This is a genomic window from Leptospira borgpetersenii serovar Javanica, from assembly GCF_003046425.1.
Taxonomy (GTDB): domain Bacteria; phylum Spirochaetota; class Leptospiria; order Leptospirales; family Leptospiraceae; genus Leptospira; species Leptospira borgpetersenii.
Genome location: NZ_QAJG01000038.1, coordinates 1 through 7,500, shown reverse-complemented (window position 1 = coordinate 7,500; position 7,500 = coordinate 1). Strand labels below are relative to the sequence as shown.

7 protein-coding genes and 2 pseudogenes (1 of these 9 only partly in view) are annotated in these 7,500 nt (G+C 39.4%); 8 read left to right on the top strand and 1 reads right to left on the bottom strand.

The features are described from left to right. The 4 genes from CLV95_RS17615 to CLV95_RS17595 form a co-directional block, all read left to right on the top strand. Positions 1-342 carry the 3' end of a hypothetical protein gene (locus CLV95_RS17615; RefSeq protein ID WP_002733102.1) on the top strand. The gene continues 726 nt to the left of window position 1, outside the view, so 342 of the gene's 1,068 nt are visible here — the last part of the coding sequence; the start codon falls outside the window, past its left edge; it ends in the stop codon at positions 340-342. Positions 343-1,190: 848 nt separating this feature from the next. Further along, complete coding sequence (gene purB, locus CLV95_RS17605) at positions 1,191-2,492, top strand: adenylosuccinate lyase (protein ID WP_002733073.1); 1,302 nt, start codon at positions 1,191-1,193, stop codon at positions 2,490-2,492. Further along, positions 2,493-3,272 (top strand): Rossmann-fold NAD(P)-binding domain-containing protein, encoded by a 780-nt coding sequence (locus CLV95_RS17600; protein WP_002725292.1) that lies wholly within the window; start codon positions 2,493-2,495, stop codon positions 3,270-3,272. A 296-nt stretch (positions 3,273-3,568) separates the two neighbouring features. After that, a complete protein-coding gene (locus tag CLV95_RS17595; RefSeq protein ID WP_002733030.1) occupies positions 3,569-4,375 on the top strand; it encodes a sterol desaturase family protein in 807 nt (268 codons plus the stop codon). Positions 4,376-4,472: 97 nt separating this feature from the next. Here CLV95_RS17595 and CLV95_RS17590 read toward each other — a convergent pair whose 3' ends face one another. Next, positions 4,473-4,811, bottom strand: a complete 339-nt coding sequence (locus CLV95_RS17590; protein WP_002725220.1) for an ArsR/SmtB family transcription factor — start codon at positions 4,809-4,811, stop codon at positions 4,473-4,475. A gap of 51 nt (positions 4,812-4,862) precedes the next feature. On the opposite strand from CLV95_RS17590, the gene CLV95_RS17585 reads away from it, so the two are divergent. The 4 genes and pseudogenes from CLV95_RS17585 to CLV95_RS17570 form a co-directional block, all read left to right on the top strand. Then, a complete protein-coding gene (locus CLV95_RS17585) occupies positions 4,863-5,357 on the top strand; it encodes an SRPBCC domain-containing protein (protein ID WP_002733059.1) in 495 nt (164 codons plus the stop codon). Between the two features lie 258 nt (positions 5,358-5,615). Then, a pseudogene (locus CLV95_RS17580) lies at positions 5,616-6,127 on the top strand (IS110 family transposase); the annotation flags it as partial. Further along, complete coding sequence (locus CLV95_RS17575; protein WP_002725236.1) at positions 6,108-6,314, top strand: hypothetical protein; 207 nt, start codon at positions 6,108-6,110, stop codon at positions 6,312-6,314. The pseudogene CLV95_RS17580 and the gene CLV95_RS17575, both read left to right, overlap by 20 nt. A gap of 131 nt (positions 6,315-6,445) precedes the next feature. Beyond that, positions 6,446-7,015, top strand: a pseudogene (locus tag CLV95_RS17570) (transposase); the annotation flags it as partial. Between the last annotated feature and the right edge of the window lie 485 nt (positions 7,016-7,500).

Here is a 7,500-nt window from a genome sequence, read left to right as displayed (position 1 = left end):
AAAATTCGTCAGAACCCGTTGCAGGATGCGTTCTTTCCGAAGTGGAAGTTGAACTTCGATACGCATAAGTTCGGAGTCGTAAGTCGGTCCAGATTGAAAAAGATCGCTTTGGATTTTCATCGTGTGATCGAAGTGACCAAACATTTGGCTGAAGAGGAGAAACTGATCTTTGATATACATTCCGAAAATATCATCATAACGTTTCCCGATTTTTCCTTGAAGATATTCGATTATCACGTTTTTGACGAACACCTCTACGAACCAAGTAAAGAGAATCCTTCTCCCGAAATTGATCATATCAATACGATCCGCGAATTCGTACGGTCTTTCGAGCTTGGCTGAAGGCAAATCCCGGTTCAGAAAACTGTGGATTTCTAGATTGGAGGGGGAGGTTTCCCCCTCGCTTCAGACGCGTCGCGTCTTTCGCTACCCCCTCTCCGGGAAGCTATTTCGCACGCTCTCCGGACCCTGCCTTCTAAAATATAATTGAGTTAGAATATTCTTTTTTTTGAATTTATGTTTAAGGGTGAGTTAAGGAAAAGAAAACGATTGATCCGACATTATGCTTCTATCGATACGGGTTGGTGGAACTAAAGCCAAACGCTCTCTACGGATCGGCGTTTGATCGTTGCATTTTAGTTTTTTATTCACCAAACTTTCTTATGTAGAATTTACGTTAATAGAGTTGTTGAAAAATTCCATAATTCAGATTAACAAAACTGCTTTAATCGACCGTTTTCATGAAACGGAAACAGATGAAGAATTAATTTTTCAACAACTCTAATGTATATTTTTCAAAGCCCAAACACTATTCGAACGAATTTTGGATTTCGTGGACGAAGTTCGGTAAGAATTCAAATCCGGTCTATTCGATTCGTTCCTATGTTTTACCGGATTGGATATTTTTAGAATGCTTTCATAAAGTCGAAAAACAACGGAACCTTGCAGCTTGATCTTTCTGACAAAGTAAATTGGGGTTTTTAGACGCGTCGTAAAGAATTCTTATGCGAAACCGCTGTTTTACGACATTCGGGAATTCTAAAATCTACTTTATAAAGGCTCCTTTAAAAAATTGTACAAAAAAACAAATGATCGTGTCTCAAACGCTTTTTTTACGGACTTTGTTTTTCTTTTTACAGAATATACTTCCGTAGAAGAGTGGATGAGAATTCAAAAAGGAACTTTTAGAAATGATCGATCGTTATTCCAATCCCGAAATTTCCAAAATTTGGGAATTAGAGAACAAGTTTGAAATTTGGAAGGAAATAGAAATACTCGCTTGTGAGATCCGAATGAAACGGGGAGAAATTCCGCCGGAGGAATTTCAGGAAATCAAAACGATGGCAAAGTTCAATGTAGGCGAAATTCTAGAAATCGAAAGTAAGGTTCATCACGATGTGATTGCGTTTTTAACGAACATGAATTCATACATCGGGCCGGCGGGAAGGCACGTTCATTACGGTCTGACTTCCTCCGATATCGGAGATACTGCGCTCTGCGTGCAGATGGTTCAGGCTATGGACTTGATCTTGAAAAAAACGGACGCACTCATTTCCGTAGTAAAAGAAAAGGCGATTCAATATAGGGATCTGCCTTGTATCGGACGTTCCCATGGGATTCATGCGGAGCCGATGACCCTTGGGCTCAAATTCGCATTATTTTTTGAAGAATTAAATCGAAACCGAAAAAGGATGTCTGAAGCGAGAAACGAGATTGCGGTCGGAAAACTTTCAGGGGCTGTCGGGACTTATTCCAATGTCGATCCGGAAATCGAAGCTTATGTTTGCGAAAAGATGGGTTTGAAAGTTGATCCGATCTCCACACAAGTCGTTTCCAGGGATCGCCACGCGTTTTATCTTTCCGTTCTCGGGGTTACGGCTTCTTCTTTGGATCGTATGGCCACGGAGATCCGTCTATTACAAAAGACGGAGGGAAGAGAAGTGGAAGAGCCTTTCTCCGCGGGACAAAAGGGTTCATCTGCGATGCCTCATAAAAGGAATCCTGTGATCTGTGAGAGGATTTCCGGACTTTCCAGAGTAATCCGCGCAAATGTAAACGTGGGATTACAGGATGTAGCTCTTTGGCATGAAAGAGATATTTCTCATTCTTCGGCGGAAAGGGTTGTACTACCGGATTCCACCATCGCACTCGAATACATTTTGGATAAGATGTTATTTGTGGTTAAAAATCTTCATGTGTATCCAGATGCGATCGAGCGAACGTTAGGCGTCACACGGGGATTGATTTTTTCTCAAAAAGTTTTGCTGGCTTTGATCGAAAGAGGAAAGATCGCAAGAGAAGAAGCTTATCTAATCGTACAAGAACACGCGATGGCGGTTTGGGCCAATCCATCTGAAACTCTCAAAACAAGACTAGAAAACGACAATCGAGTCAGTCAGGTTTTAACCCGAAAAGATCTCGAAGATATTTTTAAAATCGAACCGTATCTTGAAAAAGTGGGATTGATTTACAGACGTTTGGGTCTTGAATAGATGCGGGTCGGAATCTTCGGTTTAGGATATACCGGGATCCGAATTGCGAAGCGATTGAAGTTGCAAGCGGAGGTCCGACTCGAAACTTTTTCTGCCAAAACCAGAGTGGAAGGAACCGAAGTTTTTGATTTTTCAAACCCTTTCGCTTTGAAGGAATTTGGCGAAAAATTTTCGAGAGAAGATTTCGATTTATGCGTGGTTACATTCCCTGTACAAAAACTTTTTGATCCGATTTCGTTTATCAATCTTTTGTTTTCCGTAGGGAAAAGATGTATTCTTCTGGGAACAACAAGCATTTATAAGAGGGTTCCGGATATCGTCGAATCCACCCCACTCATCGAAGATCACGATCGTTTTGCGATCGAGAACGAATGGATCGGGAGAAGCGGAAAAATTCTCAGGCTTTGCGGAATTTACGGGCCTCTTCGAAATCCAGGGGATTGGGCAAGAAAAGGACTCGTGAAAAAGTGTTCAAAACAACTCAATCTGATTCACGGTGACGATGTGGCTCTTACAATTTCTCTTTTGATTCGCAAAATTCGAACGACAGGTTGGGATACGCTTCCGAACGTTCTCAATCTGTCGGACAACCAATGGCATACTTGGAAAGAAATATTTTCCTTTTTAGAAGAGCATGAAAAGATTTCCAAAACTCAGGTTGAAGAATCACCTAAAGAGGATAGTTTTGTCGACAGCGGATTGATTCGATCCTTACTGCCCGATTTACAAACCAAAAATTTTTGGATGGAATTGGAAGGTTTGGAAGGAATCGGTGATTGACGTAATTACGAATGCTCCCCGTTTTTTTCTATGGGCGGATTTGTTTCCTTTTTGATTTTTTGCTTCGTACATGATTAGTTTTATATCCGCGGGAAAATTACGGTCTGTTTTATTTTCCACAATACTTTCCTATCTGATTTTGAACTTTTACGTTCGAATTTTTATCCGGAGACGGAGTATGGAAAGCTACGTGAATTCGAAAAGAAATCCTAAACGATTTTAAAAAGAGCAAGCTGAAATGAGAATTTAAGTCCATAATTAAATCGAATCTGTGATTTATGATACGGAGAATGAATATGGGAGAATTACTTTCAAGGTTCGGTTACTCTGGTTTTTTCGGAATTATTTGGGGAATCTTTTTGATTCGGTATTTGGTTTTCTCGGGGATTGCGTTTTTGGTTGTTTGGGTTTTTTGTGGTAAAAAACTTTCACACAAACTTATCCAAAGTAAAAAACCTGAGAAGGAAAAGATCTTTTATGAAATAAAATATTCTATGTTGACTTTCTTTATCTTCGGATTATCCGGAATATTCGTCGTTTGGGCGAAGGTGAACGGATTCAATCGGATCTACAACAATGTCGGCGATTATGGAATTGTGTATCTTATCTTCAGTTCGTTTGTGTTGGTTCTTTTGCATGATACTTATTTTTATTGGACACATCGAATGATGCACCATAAGCTTTTCTTTAAATATTTCCATCTCGTGCATCATAAGTCCATCAATCCTTCTCCTTGGGCGGCGTTTTCATTTCATCCTTTGGAAGCGATCGTAGAATCCGGAATCGTCCCCCTTGTGTCGTTTGTACTTCCTTTACATCCAGGGGCGATGATCGTATTTTTCGTTTATATGACTTCGTTGAACGTGTTGGGTCATCTTTCTTATGAATTTTTTCCTTCCTGGTTTTTAAAAAGTAGGTTCACGAGCTGGCATAACACGACTACACACCACAACATGCATCATAAATACTTCAACTGTAACTATTCCCTCTATTTTAACTTTTGGGATAGAATCATGGGTACCAATCATGAAAAATACAAGGAGAAGTTCGAGGAAGTCGCATCCAGAGTTCCTGAAAAAGCAAAATTAATATTAGGAAAATAGAATATTTAAATCCCTGCCGCCGTATAAACGGGAAGTAGGTTTTGTCCGGTTTTGGTACAAACTCTCAATAAATATGTAATTGCTTTTGCGTTTTCTTTTATTTTGTCCGGTTATCCCGATCCATCTGTTTTTTAAACACTGCCAATCTTTCCAAAGTCGGTTTTGCGTATTTACTGATCCAACGATCGTAGATTTCTTGAATAGGTACATTGTCCAAATAATTCCATCGAACCCGTCCTTTTCTTTTTACGATCAATAAACCTGCATTTTCCAAAATTTTCAGGTGCTGAATTACGGTACAGCGATCTAATGGTTCGAAATAAGAACAGATTTCTCCCGTTGTTTTAGGTTTTTTTCTAAGAAGATCTAAAATTTCCCTTCTCTTCGAATCTGCAAGTGCCTTAAAAATTAGATCCTGCTTGTCAAGTTTATACATGTTGCTATAATATAACATATTAAAAATATAATTATTTCAAGAGGAATTTATATGAATTTAAGATTCACAGTACAAACTAAGATTCAAAAGCCTTTAGAAGCGGTTTTTCAAGCCGTTTACGACCCGAAACATTTAAGCGGATACTTTACAACTGGAGGCGCAAGTGGTCCTTTGGTGGAGGGGACTAAAGTGATTTGGAAGTTTGCAGATTTCCCTTCGATGAAGGGGGAAAATGAGGGAGTGGTCGTCAACGTAGTGGAGGTGGTTCCCGATTCCAAGATTGTTTTGGAATGGGATGCTCACGAAGGAAGTTATGAGGGTGAAAACGAGCTTTTAACCGTTGGCGGGTACAAAACCAAAACGGAAATGATTTTCGAATCCTTAGATCCAAATAATACTCTTGTGAAAATTACCGAATCCGGTTGGAAGGTATCTCAATCTGCGTTAGACGGTTCTTATATGAACTGTCAAGGTTGGATGAATATGAGTTGTTGTCTCAAAGCGTATTTGGAATATGGGATTAACTTAAGAAAAGGTTTTTTTTGAGTTAATCGTCTTATGTTTGTTTTGGAAAAAATGCGCCTTTAGGGACTTGAAAAACGCGGATTGGATGCGAAGCATTTACTACAAAGCAAGAAAACCAACAGAAGGAATTAAGAGTTGTCCGTTCAGAGGACTGAGGACAGACGAACTCGCTTCGCTCGTTCTAGACAGAGGACAGAAAGAAACGGGGGAGATGTTACATCACAGATTTAGAATGTATCTTACAGATACAAAAAAAGAGAGCTGCATTAGAAAAACGAAATGTTTTTCGAAGAAAAGCTTGCTATCATCCGTCTTCTGAATGTAGGAATGGATGTATACAAAGAAACGATTAGAATCGCGTATTTAACGAGCAATTCTAAGGAAATATTGAAAGAGCAACAAATAAAATAGGAAGGAGGGCTGGTCAAGAAATTCATCAAAAAACTAAAATCGGAATGGAACGAAATATATTGTTGTTACGAGGCAAAAGTAATCGGTTATCCATTTTACAGATATTTAAAGTCTTTGAGAGTACACTGCACATTTGTAGCACCTGGTAAGATTCCAAGGCAAGGTTTCGATAAGATTAAAACGGATAAGAGAGGCGCGATCAAATTAGCGAGATTATTACGAAGTGGGGGTTTAGAATCGATTTATATCCCCAGCGAGAGGAAGAAGCGGTAAGCGATTATTTAAGATCACGTGACAGTCTTTGTTTGGATTTAGGAAAAAAGCGTCAAAGGTTGATGAAGTTTTTATTAAAAAAAGGGAATGTTTCTTCGGCAACTAAGAGCCGGTCTCAAAACCTCCAAAATGTGGGAACTCCCACGAAAGCTTGACAATAATAAAACCTATTCGAAGGCCGATGATCGTCAAAGGGGAGAGAACTTTTCATTTTATGAAAAATTCAAAATGAATATTTCTGTAGAGGTTTTAAGACCGGCTCTAAGAACCCGTATCAAAACCTTAGGGATGTAAAAGCTATTACAATTTTAAATGACAGGAGAAAATCGCCAATGTGACGGTTTCTGCGGGAACTCCCACGTTTTTTAAAAACTTGCCGGATTGTTTAAAGATATTTTTCTTCAGATTTTGAGACGGGTTCCTAGTATTGGACAGTCAGTTATTATAAATGGTCGAATAATCTCCACTTTTACAATGAGATCCTTCAAGAAACGTTTGATGATTGTTATAGTCGAGTAAGAATTCAAAAAGAGAATCTCAACGCGATGGATCAAAAGATTCAAGGGATAGCGGAAAGTGAACGTCTAGAGAACAAGTGGAAATCTTAAGATGTTTTCGAGGAGTGGTTTATTTAACGGCCATGTTTTACTCTGAAGGTTTGTGATTTTAAGAGATTTAAAACAGCCGGTTCGTTCATGAGTTTCTTTGGGCTTATTTCGAGAGAATATTCTAACGGCTCCAAAAGAAAACAAAAATAAGCTGGATTTACAAAAATGGGAAGTCCCAGACTTCGAAGAATTTTGACGGAAGCGGCTTGGCAACATCGCTTCCCTGAAACAGGAAGTAAAATTGTAACTGCATGAAGATCGGGATGACTTGCGTTAGTCGTTTCTTTAGCGGAAAAAGCTTCTCTCAGGTTACACAAGAAGTTTCGTAATCTACAGCTAAGAGGAAAAACTCCTCAGTTAATGATCACCGCAATTTCCAGAGAGTGATCCGGATTTCTTTGGGCGGTGACGAATCTGGTGCTCGAAGTTAAAATAATATTTCATCAGATAATTTAATTCGTTAGAGAAGATGTACGATAAAGAAGGAATACTTTTTAGTTCAGTGTTGAAGCAGTCCGCTTTGCAGGTTTGATCCACAAAACGCGCTTCATAGGAAGTGTTGTGCTGAGTTGTTTTAAGACTAAGAACAACTCCTATTTGCGGTATACCAACAACACGCGAATGCCAGTCTGATCAATCGCCGCAACACTGTTGTCGGTCTTCTGAACGTGGGAGTTCCACAATTACGTACCTCATTTTGGTGTTTATGGATCTTACGTACATTCACCCCACGCATGTGGGGAAAAGTGAGTTACCCGAAAGATCCCATAACCTTACCCACAAATACTTGGATCTGAAGATAAATCTGTCGGAATTACTACAAATCCTCTGTGAAACTTACGCCCCACCCTGATTTTGGGTGGAGGGGAGAG

Coding starts and splice junctions, on each gene's coding strand:
- CLV95_RS17575 (WP_002725236.1), top strand. CDS start 6,108: ATGTTTCTTCGGCAACTAAGAGCCGGTCTCAAAACCTCCAAAATGTGG.
- purB (WP_002733073.1), top strand. CDS start 1,191: ATGATCGATCGTTATTCCAATCCCGAAATTTCCAAAATTTGGGAATTA.
- CLV95_RS17595 (WP_002733030.1), top strand. CDS start 3,569: ATGGGAGAATTACTTTCAAGGTTCGGTTACTCTGGTTTTTTCGGAATT.
- CLV95_RS17600 (WP_002725292.1), top strand. CDS start 2,493: ATGCGGGTCGGAATCTTCGGTTTAGGATATACCGGGATCCGAATTGCG.
- CLV95_RS17585 (WP_002733059.1), top strand. CDS start 4,863: ATGAATTTAAGATTCACAGTACAAACTAAGATTCAAAAGCCTTTAGAA.
- CLV95_RS17590 (WP_002725220.1), bottom strand. CDS start 4,811: ATGTATAAACTTGACAAGCAGGATCTAATTTTTAAGGCACTTGCAGAT.